The organism is Nitrosospira lacus (assembly GCF_000355765.4).
Lineage (GTDB): Bacteria > Pseudomonadota > Gammaproteobacteria > Burkholderiales > Nitrosomonadaceae > Nitrosospira > Nitrosospira lacus.
In genome coordinates this window covers 2,861,503-2,887,020 of record NZ_CP021106.3, presented here as the reverse complement: position 1 = coordinate 2,887,020, position 25,518 = coordinate 2,861,503, and the positions used below count along the sequence as shown (strand labels likewise).

The following is a 25,518-nucleotide window of genomic DNA, read 5'->3' as shown; positions in this document are numbered from 1 at the left end:
GAATTCATTCGCGATATTGCCGCAGCATCCGCAGCAGTCTATTCATATCTTCGGGTAAGGCTGCCTCCCACGTCATTTTCCCTCCATGTTGCGGATGGGATAATTCCAGTTTCTGGGCATGCAGGGCTTGTCTTGGAAAACCGGCAATCAGTTGCCCCGTTTCCGGTGAAATTTTTTTCGGCTTGCCGCCATAAACCGGATCGCCTGCCAACGGATGACCAATGGAGTGCATGTGCACACGAATCTGATGTGTGCGGCCCGTTTCCAGGCTGCATTGAAGCAGGGTGCAGCCGTCGAATTTTTCCACCACCCGATAGTGGGTACGTGCCTCTTTTCCACTTGCGGTTACAGTCATTTTCGTACGCTGCACCGGGTGCCGTCCCACCGGCGCGTCAATCCACCCTTCGGCGGAAACTTGACCCAGCACCAACGCCAGGTAATCACGCTTCACGGTATGTTTTTGCAGTTGCCGTACCAGACTGGTTTGTGCTTCCAGGGTTTTCGCCACTACCAGCAGACCGCTGGTTTCCTTATCCAGCCGGTGAACGATGCCCGCACGCGGGACGGCGCTCAATTGCGCCGCATGATGGAGCAGTGCGTTCAGTAGGGTGCCCCGCCAGTTGCCGCTGCCGGGGTGTACAACCAATCCGGCCGGCTTGTTGATAACCACGAGTACATCATCTTCGTAAACAACATCGAGGGGGATGGCTTCGGCCGCATACGCGGTTTCGATGTGACCGCTTACGGGTTGTTTGACCTGTATCTTCTCTCCACCCCATAATTTTTGTTTGGGAAGGGCTTCCCTCTCATCCACACTAATCCGTTTTTCCAGTATCCATGCCTGCAGCCGGCTACGGGACCAATCGGGCAGCAGGCGCGCCAGCGTCTGGTCGAGCCGCATTCCCGCGTAATCCTGAGGGATGGTCAATTCGGTGACACTCTCAGCCGATTCAGACAACATGGGCTTTACGCTATAATGATTACATTCGTCCTTACTTTCCGGTGAATTTGCCATGTCGCGTAGTGTAGCTTTATTTCTGGTATTACTGCTATCAGCGTGTGGTCTGCTGCCGAAACAGAGCAGCCTGGAGGATTCCAAGAATTGGTCTGCCAGCAAGTTCTATTCCGAGGCGAAATCGGAAATGTCCAGTGGAAATTACTCGGCTGCCATTAAATTATTCGAGCAGCTGGAAGCCCGTTATCCCTATGGACGCTATGCACAGCAGGCGCAGCTTGAAATCGGCTACGCCCATTACAAAGACGGCGAGCAGGCCACGGCTATCGCCGCAGCCGACCGTTTCATCAAGCTGCACCCGAATCATGCAAATGTGGATTATGCTTATTATCTCAAAGGGCTGGCGAATTTTAATGATGATTTGGGGCTGATGGGTATCGTATCGGAAAAGATTCTCGGCCAGGATATGAGCGAGCGCGATCCGAAGGCGTCACGTGAGTCATTTGAGAATTTCAGGGAGTTGGTTACCCGCTTTCCCGATAGCAAGTACACGCCCGATGCGGTGCAGCGCATGAAGCACCTGGTTAATGTGGTGGCGCTGAATGAGGTGCAGGTAGCGCGCTATTACATGAGACGAGGCGGTTACGTCGCGGCGCTCAATCGTGCGCAGTTTACCCTCAAGGAATATCCGCAGACTCCAGCCACGGAAGAAGCGCTATTTATTATGATAAAAGCCTACGATGCACTGGGAATGACCGATTTGCGGGACGATGCCGCGCGCGTGATGACAAAAAATTTCCCTAACAGCCGATTTTTTCCCGATTCGACCGCTGCGAGCGGCGACTCCTGGTGGAAATTCTGGTAAGTGGGGTCTGAGCTGAAACCTCCACCAGGATCGATTCCGGAATTATTGCAAGCGACACAACAAGGATTCGGATCGATTCTTCAGGACTGGCCAGGTGCCGGCAGTCAAGCGGTCTTGGGGTTCAATGTGATCGAATGTACGCTGCCTTCCGCGGCAGATTGTTTGTGTGTGGTTTCATCCTGCAAACGGATTGCCATGACATCGCACATGGCATGATGCAGGACGCTGTTTGCCGTTGATCCCAGCAACAAAGCAAGGCCATGACGCCCATGTGAGCCGACAATGATTAAATCCACCTGTTCCTGTTCCGCAATCCGCGCGATTTCCTCCCCGGGCACCCCCCAGACCATCCAGCGGCAGGCCGGGTCGACATTCAACCGGTCACCGAGCTGCATTAACCTGGACTTCTCTGCTTCCAGCAATTCATATGACGAGTCCTTGTGCAGCGGAATAATTGTTCCGTAGGCTGTATCCGGCATCGGAATGTTATCCAATACATGGATAATGCTCAATTTTGCATAAAAAACGTTTGTTAAATGTCTTGCTTTCCGAACGACATAATCGTCGTGTGCGGAAAGGTCCACCGCAAGTAAGATATGCTGATAGCTGTCCATATTTTTTGAATCCGTTTTGCTAATTACAGGTACTCGATGGCGGTGCCGGTCGGGTCACACCAGGACGAGAAGAGAAGTGTTCACATCAACAATGCGAGCCTGCGAGTAGGCTGGTCGCCTGAACATCGGTAGCGGCAGAGCAATTCCGGCTATATCGAAGCATCGAGGATTCAATTCTTGCGCGGATTGGAGAGATTTTAAAGAGATGGAATTATAAATCACGCCTGATCAATACGTTTAACGTGATCTACGTCAAACTTATCCTGTTCCACTTTTTAATTTCTTGCAATAAACTTGATCACAACAATTTAAAAATAGAAACTGCAAGGAGCCCCCCGATTATAGGGCCGACCACCGGAATATAGGCGTAGCCCCAATCGCTGTCCCTTTTATTGGGTATTGGCAGAATGGCATGCATAATCCGCGGGCCCAGGTCACGAGCCGGGTTAATCGCAAAACCCGTTGTTCCGCCCAGTGATAAACCGATGCCGAATACCAGCAAGGCCGCTGGCAGGGCGTCCAATGATCCAAGACTGCTCTGCGGCGCAACCATATGCAGAATGCCAAAAACCAATATAAATGTTCCGACGATTTCGGAAACGAGATTATTGAAAGGATTTCTTATCGCAGGTCCGGTACAAAATGCGGAAAGTTTCGCATTCGCATCGCTTGTCTGTTCAAAATGTTGACGATAGGTTACCCATACGATCAGCGCGCCGATCATCGCACCCAGCATTTGTCCCGCAATGTAAGTAGGCACGTCGCCCCACGCGAATTTACCCGCCGCAGCCAGAGCAATGGAGGCTGCCGGATTGATATGCGCGCCACTTACGGAAGATACTGCATACACACCGACGAATACGGCAATTCCCCATCCCAAGGTAATGGCAATCCAGCCGCTGTTATTGCCCTTTGTTCTACTCAATACGACATTGGCTACCACACCGTTCCCGAGGACGACCAGCAGGCAGGTGCCTATCAATTCGCCGAAAAAAGGAGTCATCTCTTTAAATGAAGCGCTAAATTGCGATCAGGGAATAAAAACCACATTCGTATCAGTATAGCTGAACAGCAGACCGGATCAATGTGAAATTTGCGGGCGTCCATCAGCAATGCTCGGTTGCGATTTAAGCATTGTTCGTAGTACTTTCCACACATTCTCCACGATTTTTTGTTGTGCAGGCCCATTCGGATGTATTCCATCCGCCTGAAAGAATTCACGTTTATCGCCGAAGCCGTCCAAGAGAAAGGGTACCAGTTTGAGCCGATGGCGTTTCGCCAGTTGGGCGTAAATATCCTGAAACTTTTGCGTGTATGCTATGCCATAATTGGGCGGCAGTTGCATTCCCGCCAGCAGCACAGTGGCGTTATTTCGCTGGCAGACCTCAATGATGGCTTCCAGGTTATCACGAATGGATTCGATGGATGCGCCGCGCAATCCGTCGTTGCCGCCGAGTTCGAGAATGACGATGTCCGGGCGGTGGATCTTAAGCGCCTGTCCGATGCGATTGCGTCCACCCATCGCGGTTTCGCCACTGATGCTGTTGTTGATCAGGTGAGCCTGCGATTGTGTTTGGAGCCGTTTCTTCAGCAGACTGACCCATCCAGCCTCCTGTGGCAGGCCGTAGCCGGCTGACAAGCTGTCGCCGAACACCATAATGGTCGTGGCAACTGGGGTGGCTGCGGCTCCTGGCACGGCTGCGGCGCCCGAATAGGTGCAGATAAAAGTAAATAGCGTACAAAGGATAATCAGGAAATATTTCATGACAGATAACCTTGTTGAAAAGCCCATCGTGCAGGCAATCGCTTTGACCAAACGAGTCAGTACCGGCGACGAACAGCTCACCATTCTGGAGGACATTAACCTTAAAGTAAATGCGGGTGATTCCGTCGCCGTGGTGGGTGCGTCGGGTTCGGGTAAATCAACGTTGCTGGGGCTCCTGGCAGGATTAGATACTCCCTCGAGTGGCAAGGTTCATCTTGATGGAGAAGATATTTTTTTGCTGAATGAAGATGCGCGGGCGGCGTTGCGCGGACGCATGCTGGGTTTCGTATTCCAGTCATTTCAGTTGCTGCCCGCGTTAACCGCGGTTGAAAACGTAATGCTACCACTGGAACTTGCCGGCGCTAACAATGCCAACATTGCCGCATTGGAGTTGCTTGAGCGCGTCGGGCTGGGAATGCGTCTGAAGCATTATCCCAGGCAACTGTCCGGGGGCGAGCAACAGCGCGTTGCCATCGCGCGAGCATTTGTCACGCAACCGCAATTATTGCTGGCGGACGAGCCTACCGGTAATCTGGATTCCGCCACAGGCGCGCAAATCATAGAACTCATGTTTGAGCTGAACCGCGAACGGGGAACGACATTGGTTCTGGTTACGCATGACGAAGCCATTTCCAGCCGCTGCGCATGGCGGATACGGCTGGCTGGGGGCAGGGTAGTAAATTGACCGGCTTGATGGAAGGCATGTCCCAAATAAAACCGGTGGCAGGTGGCAGGCGGCGCACATGGATCACGCTGGCGGGTATTTTGTTCGTTGCGTTGATTGCCGCCACCTGGATCTGGCGTAACCAAAATAGTATGGCAGATGCGAAGAGCAAGGGTGACAGGGGTGACAGGATGATTCATGTCGTTACCGCTTTGGCTACCCGAAGCAATGTGGCAGTCAGGCTTACGGCCAACGGCACCGTGTCCGCACAGCAGATGGTTGCGGTGCGGCCACAGCTCAGCGCCATGATCAGAGCCGTGCACATCAAGGAAGGACAATTTGTGCAAAAGGGCGAGAAGATATTCACGCTCGACGCGCGTACCGAGGACGCCAATCTCAGCCGGACCGAAGGACAATTGGCTAAATCGCGGGCTGATCTGACGAATGCCGAGCGTAATCTTGAGCGTCAACGCGAATTGTTTCGGCAAAACTTTATTTCACAGGCTGCGCTCGAGGTGGCGGAGAGTCAGGTAGAGGGGCTCCGTGCCCAACTTTCGGTGGATCAGGCGACAGTGCAGGCAAATCGCGTTGCTCGCGGTTTCAGTGAGATCACCGCGCCTATTGCCGGGCGCACAGGCACCATTCCGGTATACCAAGGCAGCCTGGTACAGCCGAATGATGCCTTGGTAAGCATCACGCAGATTGATCCGATCAATGTCAGCTTTACCTTGCCGGAGCGCGAGTTTGTACCTTTGCAGCAAGCGCTTGCCAAGGGTGAGGTATCCGTTGACGTAGTGCTGGATGCGGTCGGAAAGCAGACGCGTACGGGCCGGTTGATATTTATCGATAACGTGGTAGACACGGCAAGTGGCACCATTGGTCTCAAAGCGGAATTTTCCAATGCAGACAGGCATCTATGGCCGGGCATGTTTGTCACCGTGGCGCTTGCGCCACGCACGTTGGCTGGCGCCCTCATGGTTCCAGTACAGGCAGTGCAGCATGGTCCGGAAAGAAAATTCGTTTACGTAATCGGGAAAGATGGCAAAGCAAATCCTCTGGCTGTTGAGGTACGTTTGATTCAGGATGGGCTCGCGGTAATAGAGGGAGAAGGCGTCGTACCGGGTATGCGTGTCGTAGTTGAAGGGGCGCAGAATCTCAGGCCGGGCAGCGTGGTAACAGAGATCAAGCCCCGGGGCGGCGGGGCTGGAGTTGACAGCTCGATGAGCGAATCAACGGACCGGCGATGAATCTTTCCGAATTGTGCATCCGCCGCCCGGTGATGACGGTGCTGCTATCAGCCTCCGCTGTCATTGCCGGAATCATTGCCTACGGCGACTTACCGATTGCGGCGCTGCCAAGCTACGATTCGCCCACCATTACGGTAACCGCGGTGCTACCCGGCGCAAGTCCGGAAACGATGGCTTCATCGGTGGCGACACAACTGGAGCGGCAATTTTCTACTATCTCCGGCCTTGCTGTCATCAGTTCGACCAGCATGCTGGGCAATACCACGATTACACTGGAATTTGACCAGGATCGTGATATCGATAGTGCTTCCATTGATGTGCAGGCGGCATTGTTGCGTGCCCAGCGATCATTGCCAATCGAAATGACCGCACCCCCGTCCTATCGCAAGATCAATCCCGCCGATGCTCCCATTATTCATCTTGCCTTGACGTCGCCCTCGATGTCGCTATCGGATCTGAACAGTTTCGCCGAAGACCTTATCTCCCCAACGCTATCGACAATTACCGGCGTGGCACAGGTACAAATCAATGGCCAGAAGAAATACGCAGTGCGTGTGCGTGTGAACGCGGAGGCGCTTGCGATCCGTGATTTGACGCTTGATGACGTCGCTGACGCGCTGCGCACCGCAAACGCCAATTCACCCATTGGCACACTCGAGGGTCCGCGCCAGAGCCTTACCATCGAGGCCAATCGTCAGCTCAACAATGCCGCCGAGTTTGCGAAACTGATCATCGCTACCTCCCCCAGCGGCAATCCGGTACGGCTCTCGGAAGTGGCGGAGGTTGAAGACAGCGTGGAATCTGTTAAAACCGCGAGCTGGCTTAATGGCGAACGCGCCATCACGCTGTCGGTGCAGCGTCAGCCGGGCGCAAATACCGTTGCCACGGTGGATGCCATCAAGGCGGTCATTCCGGAGCTGGTTGAGCAGATGCCATCCTCTGTTCAGCTCAAATTGACCAGCGATCGTTCAGTTTCAATCCGCGAATCCATCCACGATGTGCAAGTCACGCTGGGGATAACCATAGTCCTCGTTTTGCTGGTGATTTTTCTGTTTCTGCGCAAGGCCTCCGCGACACTGATTCCTGCACTGTCATTACCGATTTCGCTGTTGGGAACAGTGGCACTGATGCGCGTTTTTGATTACAGCCTGGACAATATTTCCTTGCTTGCCATCACCCTTGCGGTCGGTTTGGTGGTGGATGATGCCATCGTGATGCTCGAGAATATCGTACGTCACATCGAGAAGGGTATGCCGCCCCTGCAGGCAGCCTTGCAGGGATCGAAGGAAGTAAGTTTTACCATCATCTCGATTTCGCTCTCGCTGGTTGCCGTTTTCATTCCGATCTTTTTCATGCCCGGGGTGATCGGGCTGCTTTTTCACGAATTTGCCGCCGTCGTGGGGATCGCAGTCCTGATGTCGGCTGTCGTATCGCTCACGTTGGTTCCCGTGATGACTAGCCGCTATATCACCGGGCATGAAACCGAAGGGCGCAGCCTGAGATGGACCGAATGGTTCGAGCGCGGGTTTACTAAACTATTGGGCGCCTATGAACGCATGCTCGATCTGGCGCTCCATCATCACAGGGTGGTTTTAGGTATTGCCGTTGGCACCTTCGTTGCCACAGGTCTGTTGTTCGTGGCCCTGCCCAAAGGTTTTTTCCCTACCGAGGATATCGGTCAGGCCCTGATCACAGTGGAGGCTGTGGAGGATATTTCGTTTCCCGCAATGTCTGGGTTGTTGCTGCGCACCGGCGATGTCATTCGCGCCCATCCCGCGGTCGATACATTAATTGTCAACGCTACCGATAGCAATAGCGCCCGGCTATTCATGACCCTCAAGCCGCGCGGGGAGCGAGCGTCCCTTGATAAGATTATCGAGGACCTGCGCCGGGACGTGAGCGCTGTCCCTGGTGTGAATGTCTTCATAAATCCCATTCAGAATCTCAGGCTTGGCGGCCGCACCAGCAAGAGTCGCTATCAATATGTCATGCGCAGCGTGCGTGCCGGTGAGTTGCGCGCCGCGGCGGATGGTCTCATGTCACGCATGCGCGAAGACGCCATCTTTCGAGATGTTACCAGCGACTCTCAACTGAAAGGGTTGCAAGCGACGCTCGATATCGATCGCGACAAGGTCAGCCTGTTAGGCGTGCAAATGGCCGATATCCGTTCCGCGCTCTATAGCGCCTTCGGTGAACGCCAGGTTTCAACAATCTATACTTCAACCGACAAGTATCAGGTTATTCTGCAGGTTTCCGCCGAAGATCGTGCCGACGAAAGTGCTTTCAACAAAATCTATTTGCGTGCCAGGAATGGCGTGCTGGTTCCGTTATCGAGCGTTGCGTCGGTCAAACGCGAGGTAGGACCGGTCGCGATCAACCATGCGGGACAACTGGAGGCCTTGACCATCTCGTTCAACCTTGCTCCCGGTGCGGCCCTGGGTGATGCCTCCGTCCGTATCGATCAGTTCAAGCGCGAGCTGAATCTGCCGGCGAGTGTGCTGACCAGTTATGCGGGCGACGCCGCGGCGTTCCAGTCTTCGCAAGCGAGCCAGGTGGTGTTGATTATTGCCGCATTGCTGGTAATCTACGTGCTGCTTGGCGTGCTGTATGAGAGCTATATCCATCCGCTCACGATTCTTTCGGGGCTGCCTTCCGCAGCGGTGGGTGCGCTGGCGATGCTGTGGTTATTCAATATGGAATTGTCCATCATCGCCATGATCGGCATCCTGATGCTGATCGGTATCGTCAAGAAGAATGCCATCATGATGATCGACTTCGCGCTCGATGCGCAGCGCAACGCTGGCATGTCGCAGCGTGAAGCGATCCGGACCGCCTGCCTGCTGCGTTTTCGACCTATCATGATGACCACGCTGGCGGCCTTGATGGGAGCGCTTCCCATTGCGCTCGGACTCGGTGCTGGCGCCGAGCTGCGTCAGCCGCTGGGTCTCGCCGTGGTCGGAGGGCTGTTGTTCTCGCAGATCATCACGCTTTTCATTACGCCCGTGATCTATCTTTATCTGGATCGTTTTTCCGGCAAGGGCCCGCTCAAACTGGAAACGGATCAGCAGCAAACAGCATAGTTGATGGAGAAACGGGAATATAAGGACGCATCATTATGAAAATTGAATTTATAGTATTGCCTTTATGAATCTCATCAAGCTTTCCTTCCGAATGCTTCGCCGCGATTGGCGCGCGGGTGAGTTGCGCGTGCTGGCCTTTGCGCTGGTAATCGCCGTGGGTGGCATGACCACGGTGGGGTTTTTCGCCGACCGGGTGCAACTGGCGCTTTCGCGCCAGGGCAATCAGTTGCTGGGCGCGGACTTGATAATTTTTGCGGATCATCCACTGCCCCCTCATTATGCGGATGAAGCGCAACGGCGGGGGCTGGCCGTTTCCATCGCAATCAAATTTCCGAGCATGGCCGCGAAGGGAGAGATGAGCCTCCTGACCGAGATCAAGGCGGTTACCGCCGGTTATCCGCTGCGAGGTGAACTGCGCATCAGTGAGGATTTTAGCGACGTGTCATCTCCCCGGCCTACGCATATTGCCGAGGCAATTCCAGCACCCGGATCGGCATGGGTGGATGAAAAACTCATGATTCGACTTGGTCTCAATCGGGGCGACACGATTGAGCTGGGCGCGGCGCACTTCACCGTCGCCGCACTGATAACGCAGGAGCCGGACTATTCGATTGGTTTCATTAATCTGCGGCCACGTGTATTGATCAACAAGGTCGATCTGCCCGCGACCGGCCTGGTGCAGCAGGGGAGCCGGGTTGGCTATCGTCTTCTGGTTTCGGGGGAAGACGGGGTAGTGGAAAATTTCCGGAGTTGGGCTCAATCGCATTTGACACTGGGCGAAAGAATCGAAGGCATCCGTGATGCTCGCCCTGAAATCAAGGCGGCGTTGGAGCGGGCGGAAAAATTTCTCAGTCTTGCTGCCCTCGCAAGCGTGGTGCTGGCGGCGGCGGCGGCGGCGCTTGCGGTGCGTCGCTTCACGCAGCGCCATCTCGACGGCTGTGCCGTCATGCGTTGTCTGGGTGCCAGCCAGGCGGCGATGCTACGTCTCTATCTCTGGCATTTCGCCGCACTGGGATTGATCGCCAGCGGGGCCGGTTGTCTACTCGGTTTCTTCGCACAGGAAGCATTGACTTTTTGGCTCTCTGGATTGGTGAAGGCGGAATTGCCCTATCCCAGCGTGTGGCCCGGTGTGCATGGATTGCTGACCGGCATGGTGTTATTGCTTGGCTTTGCGCTGCCGCCTTTACTCAATTTGCGTAGTGTGCCCGCGTTGCGCGTATTGCGCCGGGATATCGGGATGACGAACACTCACAGTTTGACGGGTTACGCCTTGGGACTGATAGCGCTGGCGGTACTATTCATGTGGAAGGCTGGTGACGTCCGTCTGGGCGCTTCTGTCATGGGCGGATTCGCCGCGGCGATAGCGGTTTTCGGTTCCCTTGGATTCCTGCTGGTCAAAGCCCTGGCGCACATGCGGGGCCAGACAGGCGGGGCGCTGCGCTATGGATTGGCAAGTATCCGGCGGCGTGCCACCGCCAGCGTGGTGCAGGCAGTGGCGCTGGGGCTGGGATTGATGGCGCTGCTGGCGCTGACCCTGATTCGGGATGATCTGCTGCAGAACTGGCGCACCAGCTTGCCCCCGGACGCACCCGATCATTTTCTGGTGAATATCCAGGACGACCAGTTGGAGCCGCTGGCCGCATTCTTTGACCAGCACGGCCTCAAGCGGCCGCCGGTTTTTCCCATGGTCCGGGGGCGACTGACCGCAATCAACGGCAAGGCCATTGCAGCCGGAGATTATGCCGACATCCGCGCAAGACGGCTGATTGAGCGCGAATTCAATCTTTCGTGGGCAGAGGAGATGCAAAGTGATAACCAGATTATCGAGGGCCATTGGTGGAAAAGGGAGGACAAGGGAAAAGCGATGATGTCCCTGGAGGAAAGTATCGCAAAAACGGTAGGGGTTGGTCTCGGTGACACGCTGACTTACGACGTGGCGGGCAGCACATTTTCCGCCAAGATCACCAGCTTGAGAAAGGTGGACTGGGATACGTTTCACGTTAATTTTTTCGTGGTTACGCCACCGGGCGTACTGGAAAAATATCCGGCGACCTACATTACCAGTTTTCACCTGCCGCCGGAGCGTATGGAAGTGACAAACAAACTGATCAAGGCCTTTCCCAATCTGCTTGTGATCGATGTGGCGACTATCATCAGTCAAGTCCACAAGGTGATTGAACAAGTGACCAAAGCGGTCGAATTTGTTTTCCTGTTTACGCTGCTGGCGGGATTGGCGGTGCTATACGCCGCGATTGCTTCCACCCAGGACGAACGCATTCACGAAGCCGCCATATTTCGCACGCTGGGGGCCAGGCGCAGCCAATTGGCACGCGCCTGGGCAGCGGAATTCGCCATACTCGGCGGACTGGCCGGTCTTTTCGCTGCGGCGGGAGCCAGTGCGCTGGGCTATATCATCGGTGAGTATGCGTTGAATCTGACCTATACTTTCAACCCATCCATTTGGCTGACTGGCTTGCTTTCGGGAATGATAGGCGTCACCGTGGCGGGGCTGATGGGGACTCGCTCTGCGCTTTCAACCCCACCCCTCATGACGCTACGCAAAATTTGATGAGGCTGAATCCGTCCTATAGCAAACCACAGAATTGAAGGCCCAGTCGCGCCAAGGGCCTTTGTGGGCAGGATGCTTAATTGAAAAATGCGTGGTCAACTGCCGGATTTGGGTTAAACGTTTTCAGGAATTTATCGTTTACGTTTTGAGCAGGTAGATGGGTAAAATAGTTCGGCGCATTGCACATCTTGACATGGATGCTTTCTACGCATCGGTTGAATTGCTGCGCTACCCCGAGTTGTGCGGATCCCCTGTCGTGATCGGCGGACAGAGTGATCGGCAACCGGCGCTTCTCGAGAACGGCAGCCGGCTTTTCACGCGGCTGCGCGATTACGCTGGACGCGGCGTGGTGACCACGGCTACTTACGAAGCCCGTGTTTTCGGCATCTTCTCCGGCATGGGTCTCATGAAAGCCGCGCAGCTGGCACCGGATGCGATCCTGCTGCCGGCAGACTTTCACGCCTACCGCCATTATTCACGGCTTTTTAAATCCGCTGTGGCCGGGATCGCCCCCTGGATCGAAGATCATGGCATTGACGAGATCTACATCGATCTGAGCGATCTGCCAGGCGACACAATGACGCTCGCCCGGCGCATCAAACAGGCGGTATATGAGGCTACAGGACTCTCTTGTTCCATTGGCGTGACACCCAACAAACTGTTATCGAAAATCGCCTCGGATCTCGAAAAACCGGATGGTCTCACCATTCTGGGCTTGCCGGATATCCCAAGCCGGATCTGGCTTTTACCGGTCAAGAAAATCAATGGTATCGGCCCCAAGGCGACTGCAAAGCTCGCGGCGCTTGGCATCACCACGATCGCCGAGCTGGCGGCAGCCGAGCCCTCATTTCTGCGGATGCACTTCAGCCCCTCCTATGCCCGCTGGCTGCAAGAGGTTTCTCACGGGATCGACGACCGTCCGGTGATCACGCATGCGGAGCCCAAGTCGATGAGCCGGGAGACTACTTTCGAACGGGATCTCCATGCCCGCCAGGATCGTTCCATTCTCACGGAAATTTTCACGGCGCTATGCACCGATGTGGCACATGACCTGCAGCGCAAGGGTTACCTTGGCCGTACGATCGGCATCAAGTTGCGGTATGCCGACTTCCACACCGTAACCCGCGACCTTACGCTATCCCTTCCTACCGCCGATCCCGTTACCATTCGCCGGGCGGCCGAGGAATGCCTGCGGCGCGCGCCGCTGAATCAGAAGTTGCGGTTGCTGGGCGTGCGAGCCAGCGCCTTATCCTCGGGGAGAGCTGCGCAGCAGAGTGCCGGCATGTCCTGGCAGAGTGAACTGCCATTGACCGCACCCATAGAAAAGCAACAGGGATAAGCGGGACATTCAATCGGGTCCGGTGGTTTTTAGCAAGCTTGCCAGGAAAGTGAAAGGCGAAAGATACAATAAATTATCATGGGCAACTGCCGATTCAGGTTTCAGGTTGCCGGTCTTTGCGCAGCCAGCGAAAAAAGAATACGTAAATAAAGGCTGGCACGAAAGGAAGAATCCACGGAAACATCTGCGCAAGCCATGCGGCATAAAAACTGTTCATATAGCGGCCCTTGGCGGAAATGCAGGCCTCCGCCGCGGGCAGGCGGCAGGCAAGCTCAATCTCCAGGGACACTTGGCCATGGGCGCGCCAGAGCCAATACGCCATGGATGCCGTGAAAATGATCAGCAGCAGTGCAAATAGCGTTACACCACCTTTTTGTCGCGATACTGGCTGCATTTCTTCCTGCTCCCCTGGGGGAGGGCTTGATTTGAAGAACCGGAAATTCAATGGCTTTGTTCGGGCCAGGCGTCAGATGGGTGGAAAGCCCGATGGAGCTTGTATTTTCTTTTCTGGGAGCCCCAACCCTCGCTCCGCCAAATGATGTACTCCGGGTGAAATGTTGTCAAGTAATGAGGGAACCGAAGCAGTCATTCCTAATAGCACGCTTGCATTTTACATATGAACTCGCATGCGCTCTTTGCGGCCAAGGCGTGCATCGATCATGGCAGCGGACGCCCTTATGATTCTGTAATAGTCGGGATAACCGATTTCAGGCGTTGCGGAAGCGCGTTCGTTTGACGAGAAAGATGGCCAGTAGCGGCAGCGCAAAGCTGATGGCGGTCACGGTGATGAGGAGCAGGCCCAGCTCACTGTAATCGGCGGGTAGCGTGATCTCGCCGGTGGCGGGGTCCTTCACCTCGCGGGCGACCACGAAGATTTGATTCATATACTTGGTTGCAAGCTGTGAAGCGGACAGGGCAAGGTTGGTGAATGAAGCCATCACCGCAAAAAAAGTCGCCTTGAGCTTTTCAGGTGCCGAGTTGGCGATCCATGCCAGCATCGGGATCATGGCGATCTGGCCCAGAGGTGATTCCAGCGCGGTATCGATGACGGCGATAAACCGGGCGTCCACGACACCGCCGGTAACGGAAGCGGTCCATTCATGCAAGCCAAAATACATACCGATTATCGGCAATGACAGGAAAGTCCCCGCGATGGTAAGAGCGCCTATGATATAGGCAATCGAGCGCTCCGCCATGAAGCGGCGAAAAATGAACATTCCTGCGAGCGTGAGCGTTGCGCCAATCAGCGACAAGGTGGCGAGAAACTGCTGGTCGAAACCCAAGTCGTCGATCATCCACCAAGTCGAACCGGCACCCGGCCCCGGCATGGCGCGGAATACAAATATCAGAATCGCGGTACCCACCAGCACGTTGCGTGCCTGGGGCTCGAGTTCTCCGGTTAGCCGCCACATCAGAAATAGCACGATCGCCATGGAGACGCAGAAGACGATTTCTTCCCCGCCGGCAACGCGGTTGAGACCGACGCTCAGGGAGATCAGGGTAAAGGCCACGCCGCCGCCGAGAATCCACCAGTTGACCGGAGGCGGCTCGCTGTCGACGCCAAGCAATGCCTCGCATTCTTCACGGCTATGCCCTAGTGCCGCAAACCGCGCCATATCCCGCCGCCGCAGCCAAGTGGCGAATAAAACACCAAAAACCGAAACCAGCGGAATTATCAAGGCGAGTTCATAGACGAAAAGATAAGTGGCCGCCTTCTCTGCTTCGGGTAGTTCACCGACACCCCGCAGCAGGAAGACGTTCATCACCGAAACCAGAACTCCGCCACTGATAATGGCAACACGCCCCAACGTTTGCATGGTGACGTGCATGGATTTGCGATTTTCCGGCGCCAGCGGCTGCCCAAATTCGTCCGTGCGCGGGACGGCTTCGACCGTCATGGCATCCGCAACCACGTCCTGGAGCACGTAGCCGATGGGTGCGAGCAATGCCGCGGTAACGTACCAGGCTTCCACTGAGGCTATGGCACGCATTGCATCCGTGTGGCCAAGCAGTCCGATCATGATCAGCAGACTCAGCGTGATAAGACTTGCACCCAGATACACGAGCACACCCTTCCAGCGCCATACCAGGTCGACCAGGTGGCCCAGTGGCATCTTCAACGCCCACGGCAGCATCATCCAGAAACCGAGTGCCGCCAGAAACTCGGCGGAAAGACCCAGTCGTTCCTTGACATAGAATGTGCCCACGATCCCTGTCAGGCCGGAAATACCGGCGGCGGCATAAACCATGAGCGGCGGTAGGTATGACAGACGCATTTCCCGTCCCAATGCGAAAATATTGGCGTCGAGCCAGCGGCCCACGGCAGCAACGAATCCGATGGAAGGGGGTGCGGTTGTCATAAGAGCGTCTTTTCTTGATTATTATCGGGGTGCGGGGCGCTTAAATTTTCCTTACGTACATTGCTTCAGGGATTGCGCACACCACCATGCGCTGGACTAGCGTTACGCCAACCGGCTTACAGGGGCTACGGTTCAGACAATGTGTTCCCTGACACGGTTCCAGCAGGCGGTTGCCACGGATTCGTTAGCGCCGGTCAGAATCGTTATCGCCATTACACGATACACAGTACTCCGAGGTGCCTTCACATTGACGGCCGGATTAAGTAAGCCAGGCGCTATGGCGACGCGTTTCAACGTTTCCCCGGCCAATAATATTGGCCACATGCAGGCCAATCGCTGGCGAATCTCGGAGGCAGGAATCGCCATGGTATATTTCCAGCCTTCGTTTAGATGCTCCACGGCAAGCCGGATGAGCCGATTCAAGACGGGTCTGAATTTCGGCAGACTGTCTTCGTTCAGCAAATCGGCAGGCTGTAATCCAGCTTCCTGCAGGAGTGGCTCCGGCACATAGCAGCGGCCATTACGCAGGTCGCGGGCAATGTCCTTCACAATATTGGTAAGCTGAAGTCCTTTTCCGAATCGCACGCCCATGACGGACATTTCCGTGACATCCCACCGGGCCATTTCCGGGCTGTGCGCGCAAACCATTCTGGTCCAGAATTCTCCGACACAGCCCGCGACATAGTAAGTGTACTGATCCAGTTCGTCCAGAGTGGATAATGCGGTAAGCTGCCCGGCTGACTCGCCGGGAAACCGGGTCAGATCCATTTCCATTCCGTTGGGCAGCACGTCCATCAGCCATTGGATACGCTCTTGGTCGCCAGTAGAATATGTCTTATATAACTTCAAGCAGTCTTCCAGCCGCTGGAGAAGGATGCTTTCGGCGGAGTCTTTCTGATGAGGAATGAGCGCGGCTTGGATCTCCTGGATGGCCTGCCAATCAATTTCAGCGCTTCGAAACTGCGCACGAAACTGATTCAGGTATTTCAGGCGCTGCCCGCGGTCGATAAGATCCGTATCGGCGATGGTGTCGGCTGCGCGGGCAAACAGATACGATAATCCCATCTGATCGCGTACCCCCGCCGGCAACACGTTAAGCGTGAGATAAAACGACCGGGAAACCTGCTTGAGAATGCCATGCAGAAGCTCGTGTGTGGTGGGATCGCTGCTCAAAGATAGGAATTCCAAGACGCTCAATCAGGGCCGAACATTACATGGTGCCGAACCTGAACGTCAAGATATTGTGTTCTTCAAGCGGGTATTAGAAAGAGAAACTTCAGATTTTGAGTGGAGGTGTTAATGAAGCCGCAATAAAAACGATAATTTGGAGCTCAAGTAAAATGAGGTCAGATTCATCGTTTATGTTTCTCGCGTAGGATGGATGGAGCGTAGCGTAACCCAAGATCTTACGCAAGTAGCGCCCAGCTGATTGGTCGGGCGAGGATTGAAACCATCGCATAGCGAAAGAACGGGAAATAATTTTGATGTAGCGCTTATGCAAATTTTTTGCAAGATGGGCGCGCCGGCAAAGAAAAATTAAATTGCTATACTAAATTTTTTAATTGTCCCCATTACTGGGAGGCTGCGTGATTCATGAAGTGAGGGGCGATATTCTATTGAGTCATGCTCAGGTCATTGCTCACGGGATTGCTCCCGATGATCATTTCAATCAAGGACTGGCATTGAGCCTGGGTGAGCAATGGCCGGCGATGGTCAAGGATTTTCGGCACTACTGCCATACTGCGCAGCCGAAATCCGGGGAGGCATGGGTGTGGGCTGGTGCGATGAGTAAGCGCATTATCAACCTGCTCACCCACGAAGCGCGTAGTCAAGGCAACGGATCAGGGCGTGCCAGGATCGAGTACGTCGATGAGGCATTGCATGAATTGCGTTATTTGCTGGAATATGACCGGGTCACGAGCCTGGCGTTGCCGCGCCTTGCCACCGGCGCGGGTGGATTGGATTGGGACGTGGTACAACCACTGGTTGCGCATCACCTGGGCGAATTGGCGCTGCCCATCTACATCTATACCCGTTACGAGAAGGGAATCCAGGCTGCCGAGCCGAGCCCGGGATAAGCGTCTGCAATAAGGAAAGAGATGATATTGGCTTCTTGTCCAATAAGAATTCACCTCATGCGGACCCTTGCCCGGATCTCAATAATTACGGTGTCCTCGCAACAGGATGTGCGACAGGGCGCAGGTGCAGTGTCTGCCGGGCTGGACCCGGCAGGAACGGCGTGGGTTTGCCGGCAACCCAGTCCGTGTGACCGCTACCATAATAGGGGGAGAGCGGGTGTCCGCTCTGTCCGCCAGGCATTTCGAAATAACCATGCTCTTCGTCACCCGGTGCGACCGCGAAACGCTGTGAAGCGCCGAAATCAGGCGCTTGTACGCGTGGCATGTGGATATCACCAGGCAGTGCGTCTTTCCGCATGTCCAGCCAGTTCGCGACAAATTCAGGCAGGGCGCGGCTAAGCGGATGCCGGATGCGCGCGGTGTTACGTTCACCCCAGCTGCGTTCGGCAATCCCCCCCGGCTGACTTTGCATGTGCTTGGCAACACGTTCAGCACAACTGACGAATAGCTCATCCCAGTCGGCATAAACCGGCGGCAACAGGTGTTGCGGACGGTGCTCGATCAATCTCCACACCGCATGTTCGGCCTGATTCAGCTTTGGCAGCTCAAAGTTTGGATCGATGCGCCGGATGGCGGTGGCAAAGCCGCCGAGTACACTCTTAGTGACTTCCTGGCGGAATGCGCGTACCACGCGATAGGCCACGGAGTCCGTGGAAGCATGCCCATTCCAATCGAGGAGCGCGTGCTGCATCTCCACGCGCCAGGGCGCTGGTTCCATTCGTTTCAAGGTCAGTTCGAGAAATTCTTTCCAGCGCGCCAGGAACAATGCGCGATCATCAAGCTGGATCGCCAGCATGCCGGGTGGAGAGAAGCGCTCATATTCGCGCAACCTGTCGCGGATCTGCATTGCGCGAGCGCCAAGGTCATAGCCGCCATCGCCAATCCGATCGAGCAGCAAACCGTCAACGGCACGTGCATTGGCGGTCCAAAGACGCCGCTCCGGGGGGTCGACAATCAGCGGGTATTGTGCAGGCATGAGCCAGCCGTTCCACCCCGTATCCGGTTTGCTCCAGTCCGCGGGAAGGGTTGGATCATAGCCGCTGGTCCGCGCGGGGATGCGGCCTGCGATGGTCCATCCGATTCTGCCGTCCCGATCGCCGACGATAAAATTCTGGGCTGGAATGCCCGCATTCTGTGCAATCGCGATTGCCTCGTTCACGGTTTCCGCTTGCTCCAGCAGGGTCAGCTCCATATTTACCGCGCCAGCCCGGTGCGCGGCCCAAGCCAGTGCGAGCGGCGTACCGTCGTGGTCGGTAGCCAGGACAGGGCCCCACTCCGTCTCGTGCACATCCAGCGTCTCATCCTGTCCACCCCGTACATGCAGGATTTCGCGGTGAATGGTGATGGAGCTCCATCCCTTTGCGCTGCGATAACGGGTAGCATCCTCCGGATGAAGGATGACGCGAATCCAGTCGGCGGAATCGCCATAACTGTTGGTAAAGCTCCAGGCAATCTTTCGATTTGAGCCGACGGCGATGGCAGGTGTACCGGGCAGACTGGCACCGGCGATGTCGTTCATGAGCCCGGTTTGGCGCGGATCAGGATAGATCAGGCGCGTGCGGAACCAGATATTCGGGACACGAAGATCCAGATGCATGTCGTTGGCGACTAGTGCCGCGCCAGCAGCCAGCGAACCAGCGACGGCAAAGCTGTTACTGCCGGGCAGGTTGTCGCTGTGCTCCTCGGTGTCGCGCACAAGACCGGGCTCAAGCTTGTGCAGATCCAGCTCGCTCGCGGAGGGAAGCCGTGGCCAATCAAATGCCGTGCCGATGAGAGGCGCATCCCACGCGCCGCCGCCAGCGGTGAGAAACCGATAGGCAGCTTCCGGGAGAGCTGCGCGCATAGTGGAGAATGCAAGCTCGCGATGATTATCGCCACCATTCAGCATGAAATACATTGCCTTGACAACCAGTATGCTGTCCTCGCTGCGCCACGCGAGCGGGCGGGTGCGCGTCAGCAGATACGGAAATGGACGCACCATCAGGGCAGCGAGACCTTCATTCACGCCATCGCGATAGACATCGAGCAACTCGCGCTGTTTGGCCGGCAACTCTTCCAGTATTGCCGATGCACGCGCACGCATGCGATGCATCCGTACTTTGCGGTCTGCTGGCAAGGCGACAGGCCCAAACAATTCGGCCAGTTCTCCGGCGGCCTTGCGCCGCATCAGATCCATCTCGAAAAAGCGCTCCTGCGCATGGACATAACCGAGTGCCCGAATCAGATCGTGACGATTCTGCGCTTGCAGCGTCACGCTGCCCAGCGCATCCCGCTCGACGATTACCGGCGCAGCCAGCGCCGTCATGCCCATTGTTCCATCGTACTGGGGCAGGCTGCCGCGTAGCACCAGCCATGCGCTGCCTATCAGCAGCAATACCAGTATAAGCAGTCCAAGCAGGAGCCGGTAGATTGGGCGCAGCGCGGCGGTCATATGGGAAGAGTAAAACGGTTGTGCCGCTGCCGGCCTAGCTTGGTGCATCCGATTTCCAGGAGCCAGGCTTGCGGCCAGCCGAGGCATTCATGCTAATCAAGCCAACTCAGGAAGACTCCAGTTTTTGCCGGATGAACTCGATGCGTTCGCGGTTTACGCCTAAATCGCTGCTACCCAAGCGCGAGGACGAGCGCACTTGAATTACGCCCGCAGCCGGGTCAAACCAGAACTCTGCATCGTCCACATACTTCATGATCCGGGTAGTAAACTGCGCATAAAGATAATCAGGGTCCATTTTGACTATTTGTGCGCCATTCATAGCCTTGATGATGCCCGCGATGCGGGCCAGCGTGGCGGGACCGTCATCCTTCACCGGTAGTGGCGGGATGCTGGCATACGCATGCTGGGGATGATCCGGGTAGAGCGATGCCTGACTTGAGACACTGTTGGGGGTTTTTGAGGGGGGTTTGAGTCTGCCCTCATGCACACCCAGATCGGCGGGCGGCGTGCCCTTCAGCAGCCCGAGTTGACCCGCGAGCACCCCCGTGATGACCACGAGGGCCATGACAATAAGCAGCCACTTGATAATGACCATATCGAGACTCGTAAAACTGAAGCGTTAGAGGACGTTGTGCAGCCCGCCGGTTTTTTCAATTCTTCGCTCCGATTTTTCAGATACGGCAGGAAGCTCTCGGATACAGAAATGCCATCATTTTATGCTCATCCATTCCGGATACCATTCATTCCCGGCTGCCACTTGCCATCCCCTTGTTCATGGGGTCATATAATGCTTTTCCGATCAACGAGCTACTTGGTTTTGCTGTTTGAGAGTATAAATTCGGCCAGACGTTGTGCAGGTTCACCTTTAATATTGGGGAATGCGGGCATGGACATGCTTCCTTTATGTATTTTCTGGATAATGGCATCCTTGTTCGCGACGGAGGAAGTCAATGTCATCACATTGCCGGCAGCTTCCGGCTTGTGGCATTTGGTGCAGTTTGCGTAAAATATATCTTCCCCGCTTGCACTCTCGGGGGGCGTGTAATTATCAATCTTCGAACAGCCAATCAAACTCACCGATGTGCAGACAGCCAACAACAAAGTCATTTTCTTCATTTTTAATGCTCCAATTTATTATCAGTGTAGGAATTCTGGAATGAATTTCAAGGACGGCATTATATCTCGTCTATCTGATGGTTCAGGTATTGTATTGCTCGGTTCCGGTTTTTAGTGCGGCCTGAAAACGTGGTATGTTGCGCTGTGTGAGTGAGATTCCCTCTGACCTCTGACTAAACTATTCCGAGCTTCCCAAGTGACCGAGTAGCCGTAGGGCCAGCAACACAGTGAGCGGAAGATAAATGAGAAGGCCCGTCATGCCGAGAAGAGACTCACCGATCCAGAAGGTTACTGTGAGATTGAAGATCAATACGCCATAATAAAGACCGCAACCCAGGAGCACATGCCCAGTCACCGATCCGTCAGGCGAAAGACAGGTCTGGAGAAGCCTGCGATCCAAAGGAAGATAGGCGCGCAGCGAGAGCAGGCCGACAATAGCCCAGCCGATATAATTAGCCACAGGTACGCCAAAATGAGTGCCGGGATCGGGATAGTAATAAATCTGGCCGAGGAACCAGTGTTCCCCGCGAAGCGCGACCGGATCAATGATCATGTCAACGAAACTGAAAAAAAGAACGGTCAGTAGAATGACAGGCCAGCCCGTTCTTGTAGCGAGAGGGAATTGCATCCGGATTATGCCGATACCGGACACGGTACTCAATGTGCGGGTGGCAGGCAAAAGAAAAGCCAGGGCCATGCAGTAACTTGCATAAAGAAGGAAGGGAAACGAGAGAGAATCCATGAATGGAATATCGGCGATATACAATTCCTGCCCGACGGTTGAACCGGTATAGTAATACCAGCCGAACGGAATACCGGTACGAGTGGAAGAAAATTCGCACAAAAGTGCCACAAGCCACGTAATTCCCATGAAATACCATGTCCTTCGCCAGCCGATCAGGCGCGCCGCAGAAAATAGAAAAGCGGTAAGAAACACGAAAACATAAGGGCGAAGGGCAATTGTCTTAAGGAGGAGGCTGAAAAATTCCATCGGGATTCCATTGGTTCAGTGAGCTAGACAGCCCACAATTCTGAGATGCCGTTGCAGACTCCCATCCATGTTTATTATGTGGCTCAAAATTCTCTTGTTGCAGAGCATTATCAGCCGCGATATATGAGATTATCGGGCATTTAGAGTATCGGATGCGGAGAAAATCAACGATATCAATAATTGCTGTGATATCTCGCGCTTACTCAATCAACCATGCAGTTCGTAAAACTGAATCCATGTATCACGGATTTTCAATAACTTATATAGAGATCAAAATACGGTTTTGATAACTCCATCGTGAGGCGTGCGCTCAAGCTTCTTGCCCTTGTTGTCCTGATCCTGCTTCTCGTTGCGCTGACCATTGCCGCTTTCCTGCTTTACTGGGAAGCGGAAACTTCCACATACCAGGCACGCCGTCTTGGAAAATTGGCCGATGAGCTGAGCTGGGAAGTAAAAAGCGGACCGAACGAGGATTCCTATTTTCCGCAGTCAGGACCCTATGACATACGTCTGGGCTATAGCCGCTTGCCGGAACTGATTCACAATCTCGTCATACAAGGCTTCCGCGTGCAGGCGCAGGCACGACCTTCCGCGCGCATGAAAGAACTTGTTGCGGAGGGTTTGTTTGTCCCCTATCACGAGAAATCCCAAGCTGGTCTGGAGATTTCTGCTAGCGGGGGAAGGCCATTGTATCGCGCCGTATTTCCGAGCCGTGCTTACGAAAACTTTGAAGCGGTTCCCCCATTAGTGGCGAACAGCCTGTTGTTCATTGAAAATCGCGAGTTGCTGGATCCAACCCATCCAAAAAAGAATCCCGCTATTGAATGGGACCGGTTGGGCAGGGCCATCCTGGACAAGATAATCCAGGTCTTCCATCCCGAACATGGCGTGGTAGGGGGCAGCACGTTGGCGACACAGATTGAGAAATACCGCCATTCTCCCAACGGAATGACGATCACGCCACAAGACAAGCTGCAGCAGGTTGCATCCGCCTCCGTGCGTGCTTACCTGGACGGAGAGGAAACGTTGCCCGCCCGTAAGCGTATCGTAGTCGATTATCTCAATACGGTTCCCCTTGCCGGGGCCGCGGGTTTCGGCGAAGCGAATGGATTGGGGGATGGTCTATGGGTATGGTACGGCCTGGATTTTGATGAGACCAATCGCATCCTCAGTTCTCGATTGGTCGAAGGTGATGCCCTTGTCGAGGCGGCCCGCCTCTACAAACATGTGCTGAGTCTGATCATTGCCCAGCGCAGACCCTCATATTATCTGCTCGCTGGACGCAAAGCGCTCGAAGAACTTACTGACAGTCATCTGCGGGTGCTTACGCAGGTTGGCGTGATTCCTCCCGCTCTGAGGGACGCAGCGCTGGAAATTCCGTTACGCTTCCGTGATACCGCCACAGCCGCACCCGAAGAAATCAGGAATTTTTCCGCTCAAAAGGCCGTCAATGCGGTGCGCATGCGCCTTGCGTCCCTGCTCGGATTAAAGCGCATGTATGATCTGGACCGGCTGGATTTATCAGTGCAAAGCACTCTCGACGAAGACCTTCAACAGAAAACCACCGATATACTGCGCCGGCTCAAGAACCCGGAATACGCAAACGTGGCGGGACTTTATGGACCCCGCATGCTGGAGACGGAGGATCCGGGCAAGATTGTCTACAGCTTCATGCTCTCCGAGCTAACCCCGGAAGGAGCCAAGTTCCGGATTCAGGCTGACAATTTCGACCAGCCCCTGGATATCAACAAGGGGACCAAGCTTGATTTGGGTTCCACCGCGAAATTAAGAACATTGGTAACCTACCTTGAAATTGTCGAAGCCCTTCACAAAAAATATGCAGCATTGTCCAAAAAAGATCTTCTTAAACAACAAGTTGATCCAAGTGATATGCTTAGCCGCTGGGCGATCGGGTATCTACTGCAAAGCGCGGACAAGAGTCTGGCAGCCATGCTGGATGCCGCCTTGGAGCGTAACTATTCGGCCAATCCCGATGAGCGGTTTTTTACGGGTGGCGGAGCGCATTTCTTTCACAATTTCAAGCGAGAGGATGACCGCAAGTTTCTGAGTGTCCGCGAGGCAACGCTGAAATCAGTCAATCTCGTATACATCCGTCTGATGCGAGATATCGTGCGCCACTATATGTTCCACGTCGCGGGCTCGTCCGCCAGGATACTTAAAGATGCCGGAGATCCTGACCGGAAAGGGTATCTCAGACGATTCGCGGACAAGGAAGGCAAGCAGTTTATGAACCGGTTTTATCTTAAATACGAGGGTAAAACGGCGACGCCGGCTATGATTCGTAACATATTCTTTTCCAGTTTCCGGCACACGCCGCGCCGTCTGGCAGCCGCATACCGTTATATTTACCCTGAATCGACATTCATGGAATTCGAGAAATTCATGCGGCCTTATCGGTCCGTTTTCAAGCGTATGACCCCGGATTTCCTTCAAGATCTTTATGAGGGTTATGGCCCCGGCAAATACTCACTGGCCGACCGGGGCTATATTGTTACCGTTCATCCTTTGGAATTATGGCTGGTACGCTACTTGATGACTCATCCGGCCGCACGATACACGGACGTGATCGAGGCCAGCGCGGATGAGCGGGTGGCTGTCTACGACTGGTTGTTCAAGACGAAATACAAGAACTCGCAGGACACCCGGATTCGCGGACTTCTGGAGCTTGAAGCATTTCTTGAAATTCATCGCAGCTGGAAACGGCTCGGCTATCCTTTCGATTCACTGGTGCCGTCTCTCGCCACCGCTATCGGGAGTTCGGCGGATCATCCCGCTGCACTTGCCGGACTGATGGGTATTATTCTCAATGATGGAGTGCGGGTTCCGGCCGTGCTGATCGAACGCCTGCACTTTGGAGCTGGCACGCCTTTTGAAACCATTGTCGAACGGACACCGATCCAGGGCGAAAGGGTATTTTCTCCCGAATTGGCGGCAGCAGTTCGTGGGGTATTAACCGATGTGGTGGCGACGGGAACCGCTTCGCGGCTCGCACGCGCCATGGTGGAAGAGGATGGCAATGAGATTTTGATTGGAGGAAAGACAGGGACCGGAGATCATCGCTACATTACCTTCTCGTCTCCTGGCGTCGTCAAGGAGTCCCGCGCAGTAAACCGTTCAGCCACTTTTGTGTTCTTCATCGGCGATCGATTCTTCGGAACGATGACGGCGTTTGTCCCGGGTGCGGATGCCGCGGATTATAAATTTACGTCAGCACTCTCCACGCAAGTTGTGAAGCATCTCCTGCCTGTCCTGAAACCTCTCACCGACACGGCCCAGCCCCTGCCGGAGCAAGTTTCGGAGAAAAGGGCGGCCAAACACGACTTGCCCAAAGTAAAGAAAAAGTCCAGAGTAAACTCAAGTTAA

General features: G+C 54.8%; 19 protein-coding genes. 8 read left to right on the top strand and 11 right to left on the bottom strand.

Going from position 1 to position 25,518, the window contains the following annotated elements; translation table 11 throughout:
• Nucleotides 1-4 precede the first annotated feature (4 nt).
• The gene (gene rluD, locus EBAPG3_RS13150; protein ID WP_227869221.1) at nt 5-961 is read right to left on the bottom strand and encodes a 23S rRNA pseudouridine(1911/1915/1917) synthase RluD; all 957 of its coding nucleotides are present in this window, start codon (nt 959-961) and stop codon (nt 5-7) included.
• A gap of 52 nt (nt 962-1,013) precedes the next feature.
• On the opposite strand from rluD, the gene EBAPG3_RS13145 reads away from it, so the two are divergent.
• Nucleotides 1,014-1,820 (top strand): outer membrane protein assembly factor BamD, encoded by an 807-nt coding sequence (locus EBAPG3_RS13145; RefSeq protein ID WP_004179399.1) that lies wholly within the window; start codon nt 1,014-1,016, stop codon nt 1,818-1,820.
• Between the two features lie 104 nt (nt 1,821-1,924).
• Here the strand turns inward: EBAPG3_RS13145 and EBAPG3_RS13140 are convergent, their stop codons facing one another.
• From EBAPG3_RS13140 to EBAPG3_RS13130, 3 genes are all read right to left on the bottom strand, one after another.
• Complete coding sequence (locus tag EBAPG3_RS13140) at nt 1,925-2,434, bottom strand: universal stress protein (protein WP_004179397.1); 510 nt, start codon at nt 2,432-2,434, stop codon at nt 1,925-1,927.
• A gap of 298 nt (nt 2,435-2,732) precedes the next feature.
• Nucleotides 2,733-3,437, bottom strand: a complete 705-nt coding sequence (locus tag EBAPG3_RS13135) for an MIP/aquaporin family protein (protein ID WP_004179395.1) — start codon at nt 3,435-3,437, stop codon at nt 2,733-2,735.
• A gap of 78 nt (nt 3,438-3,515) precedes the next feature.
• Nucleotides 3,516-4,199 carry an arylesterase gene (locus tag EBAPG3_RS13130; protein ID WP_004179394.1) on the bottom strand — a complete coding sequence of 228 codons (684 nt, stop codon included), beginning with the start codon at nt 4,197-4,199 and terminating at the stop codon, nt 3,516-3,518.
• Between EBAPG3_RS13130 and EBAPG3_RS13125 the strand changes: the two genes are divergently transcribed.
• The 5 genes from EBAPG3_RS13125 (at nt 4,198) to dinB (ending at nt 13,098) form a co-directional block, all read left to right on the top strand.
• Nucleotides 4,198-4,884 (top strand): ABC transporter ATP-binding protein, encoded by a 687-nt coding sequence (locus tag EBAPG3_RS13125; RefSeq protein WP_004179392.1) that lies wholly within the window; start codon nt 4,198-4,200, stop codon nt 4,882-4,884. The genes EBAPG3_RS13130 and EBAPG3_RS13125 overlap by 2 nt on opposite strands.
• A complete protein-coding gene (locus EBAPG3_RS13120) occupies nt 4,845-6,110 on the top strand; it encodes an efflux RND transporter periplasmic adaptor subunit (protein WP_227869220.1) in 1,266 nt (421 codons plus the stop codon). Before EBAPG3_RS13125 ends, EBAPG3_RS13120 begins: the two co-directional genes overlap by 40 nt.
• A complete protein-coding gene (locus EBAPG3_RS13115; RefSeq protein ID WP_004179389.1) occupies nt 6,107-9,190 on the top strand; it encodes an efflux RND transporter permease subunit in 3,084 nt (1,027 codons plus the stop codon). The genes EBAPG3_RS13120 and EBAPG3_RS13115 overlap by 4 nt, the downstream gene beginning before the upstream one ends.
• A gap of 64 nt (nt 9,191-9,254) precedes the next feature.
• Entirely contained in the window at nt 9,255-11,759 is a 2,505-nt protein-coding gene (locus tag EBAPG3_RS13110; RefSeq protein ID WP_004179387.1) for an ABC transporter permease, read from the top strand.
• A gap of 157 nt (nt 11,760-11,916) precedes the next feature.
• Nucleotides 11,917-13,098: a DNA polymerase IV gene (gene dinB, locus EBAPG3_RS13105; RefSeq protein ID WP_004179385.1), complete on the top strand. Its 1,182-nt coding sequence runs from the start codon at nt 11,917-11,919 to the stop codon at nt 13,096-13,098.
• A gap of 94 nt (nt 13,099-13,192) precedes the next feature.
• Here dinB and EBAPG3_RS13100 read toward each other — a convergent pair whose 3' ends face one another.
• The 3 genes from EBAPG3_RS13100 to EBAPG3_RS13090 all read right to left on the bottom strand — a co-directional run bounded on the left by EBAPG3_RS13100 (nt 13,193) and on the right by EBAPG3_RS13090 (nt 16,646).
• Entirely contained in the window at nt 13,193-13,492 is a 300-nt protein-coding gene (locus tag EBAPG3_RS13100; protein ID WP_004179383.1) for a hypothetical protein, read from the bottom strand.
• Between the two features lie 313 nt (nt 13,493-13,805).
• Nucleotides 13,806-15,458, bottom strand: a complete 1,653-nt coding sequence (locus tag EBAPG3_RS13095; RefSeq protein ID WP_040852817.1) for an MFS transporter — start codon at nt 15,456-15,458, stop codon at nt 13,806-13,808.
• Between the two features lie 132 nt (nt 15,459-15,590).
• The gene (locus EBAPG3_RS13090) at nt 15,591-16,646 is read right to left on the bottom strand and encodes a phytoene/squalene synthase family protein (RefSeq protein WP_227869219.1); all 1,056 of its coding nucleotides are present in this window, start codon (nt 16,644-16,646) and stop codon (nt 15,591-15,593) included.
• Nucleotides 16,647-17,044: 398 nt separating this feature from the next.
• On the opposite strand from EBAPG3_RS13090, the gene EBAPG3_RS13085 reads away from it, so the two are divergent.
• Nucleotides 17,045-17,536 (top strand): macro domain-containing protein, encoded by a 492-nt coding sequence (locus EBAPG3_RS13085; protein ID WP_004179378.1) that lies wholly within the window; start codon nt 17,045-17,047, stop codon nt 17,534-17,536.
• A gap of 85 nt (nt 17,537-17,621) precedes the next feature.
• Here the strand turns inward: EBAPG3_RS13085 and EBAPG3_RS13080 are convergent, their stop codons facing one another.
• The 4 genes from EBAPG3_RS13080 to EBAPG3_RS13065 all read right to left on the bottom strand — a co-directional run bounded on the left by EBAPG3_RS13080 (nt 17,622) and on the right by EBAPG3_RS13065 (nt 22,134).
• Entirely contained in the window at nt 17,622-20,075 is a 2,454-nt protein-coding gene (locus tag EBAPG3_RS13080; protein ID WP_004179375.1) for a penicillin acylase family protein, read from the bottom strand.
• 58 nt (nt 20,076-20,133) lie between these two features.
• Nucleotides 20,134-20,622 (bottom strand): DUF1499 domain-containing protein, encoded by a 489-nt coding sequence (locus EBAPG3_RS13075; RefSeq protein ID WP_004179373.1) that lies wholly within the window; start codon nt 20,620-20,622, stop codon nt 20,134-20,136.
• Nucleotides 20,623-20,834: 212 nt separating this feature from the next.
• Nucleotides 20,835-21,143: a c-type cytochrome gene (locus EBAPG3_RS13070; protein WP_004179372.1), complete on the bottom strand. Its 309-nt coding sequence runs from the start codon at nt 21,141-21,143 to the stop codon at nt 20,835-20,837.
• A gap of 178 nt (nt 21,144-21,321) precedes the next feature.
• Entirely contained in the window at nt 21,322-22,134 is an 813-nt protein-coding gene (locus EBAPG3_RS13065) for a carotenoid biosynthesis protein (RefSeq protein ID WP_004179370.1), read from the bottom strand.
• Between the two features lie 297 nt (nt 22,135-22,431).
• Between EBAPG3_RS13065 and EBAPG3_RS13060 the strand changes: the two genes are divergently transcribed.
• A complete protein-coding gene (locus EBAPG3_RS13060; protein WP_004179369.1) occupies nt 22,432-25,518 on the top strand; it encodes a transglycosylase domain-containing protein in 3,087 nt (1,028 codons plus the stop codon).

Bases quoted from the DNA above. Each gene is read 5' to 3' on its own strand.
- EBAPG3_RS13140 (WP_004179397.1), bottom strand. From the start codon at position 2,434: ATGGACAGCTATCAGCATATCTTACTTGCGGTGGACCTTTCCGCACAC.
- EBAPG3_RS13120 (WP_227869220.1), top strand. From the start codon at position 4,845: ATGGCGGATACGGCTGGCTGGGGGCAGGGTAGTAAATTGACCGGCTTG.
- EBAPG3_RS13130 (WP_004179394.1), bottom strand. From the start codon at position 4,199: ATGAAATATTTCCTGATTATCCTTTGTACGCTATTTACTTTTATCTGC.
- EBAPG3_RS13115 (WP_004179389.1), top strand. From the start codon at position 6,107: ATGAATCTTTCCGAATTGTGCATCCGCCGCCCGGTGATGACGGTGCTG.
- EBAPG3_RS13110 (WP_004179387.1), top strand. From the start codon at position 9,255: ATGAATCTCATCAAGCTTTCCTTCCGAATGCTTCGCCGCGATTGGCGC.
- EBAPG3_RS13100 (WP_004179383.1), bottom strand. From the start codon at position 13,492: ATGCAGCCAGTATCGCGACAAAAAGGTGGTGTAACGCTATTTGCACTG.
- dinB (WP_004179385.1), top strand. From the start codon at position 11,917: ATGGGTAAAATAGTTCGGCGCATTGCACATCTTGACATGGATGCTTTC.
- rluD (WP_227869221.1), bottom strand. From the start codon at position 961: ATGTTGTCTGAATCGGCTGAGAGTGTCACCGAATTGACCATCCCTCAG.
- EBAPG3_RS13145 (WP_004179399.1), top strand. From the start codon at position 1,014: ATGTCGCGTAGTGTAGCTTTATTTCTGGTATTACTGCTATCAGCGTGT.
- EBAPG3_RS13125 (WP_004179392.1), top strand. From the start codon at position 4,198: ATGACAGATAACCTTGTTGAAAAGCCCATCGTGCAGGCAATCGCTTTG.
- EBAPG3_RS13095 (WP_040852817.1), bottom strand. From the start codon at position 15,458: ATGACAACCGCACCCCCTTCCATCGGATTCGTTGCTGCCGTGGGCCGC.
- EBAPG3_RS13080 (WP_004179375.1), bottom strand. From the start codon at position 20,075: ATGCACCAAGCTAGGCCGGCAGCGGCACAACCGTTTTACTCTTCCCAT.
- EBAPG3_RS13075 (WP_004179373.1), bottom strand. From the start codon at position 20,622: ATGGTCATTATCAAGTGGCTGCTTATTGTCATGGCCCTCGTGGTCATC.
- EBAPG3_RS13135 (WP_004179395.1), bottom strand. From the start codon at position 3,437: ATGACTCCTTTTTTCGGCGAATTGATAGGCACCTGCCTGCTGGTCGTC.
- EBAPG3_RS13070 (WP_004179372.1), bottom strand. From the start codon at position 21,143: ATGAAGAAAATGACTTTGTTGTTGGCTGTCTGCACATCGGTGAGTTTG.
- EBAPG3_RS13065 (WP_004179370.1), bottom strand. From the start codon at position 22,134: ATGGAATTTTTCAGCCTCCTCCTTAAGACAATTGCCCTTCGCCCTTAT.